Origin of the sequence: Allotamlana fucoidanivorans, from assembly GCF_006265225.1 — a bacterium.
In the GTDB taxonomy this organism is placed as follows: domain Bacteria; phylum Bacteroidota; class Bacteroidia; order Flavobacteriales; family Flavobacteriaceae; genus Allotamlana; species Allotamlana fucoidanivorans.
The window spans coordinates 1-245 of sequence record NZ_VDCS01000136.1; the positions used below are offsets into that span (position 1 = coordinate 1).

Here is a 245-nt window from a genome sequence, read left to right on the forward strand (position 1 = left end):
AACAATGGCTAAAATTAATTGCTTCGGAATTTTCTGCCGAAAATTCCTCTTTCTTTGCTATATTTGGTTCATGGCGGAAAGAATCCTGCGGATTTTTCCGCAACATAATCTTAGCCAAGGCCGTTACCAAATATAGTGCAAGAGCGATATTCGGTGCTTGTTTAAAATATTGGTTTTTTGCCTAAAAATCAGTTCTAATTTTCAAAGTTTTGGCTCAAGTCCTTTTTTGAGAACTAAACGCCAAT

1 protein-coding gene is annotated in these 245 nt (G+C 35.9%); it reads left to right on the forward strand.

All coding sequences use genetic code 11. The features are described 5' to 3' along the window. Positions 1 to 185: hypothetical protein (locus FGF67_RS17595; protein WP_233244121.1), on the forward strand; the 185-nt coding region annotated here is incomplete at its 5' end. Positions 186 to 245 lie beyond the last annotated feature (60 nt).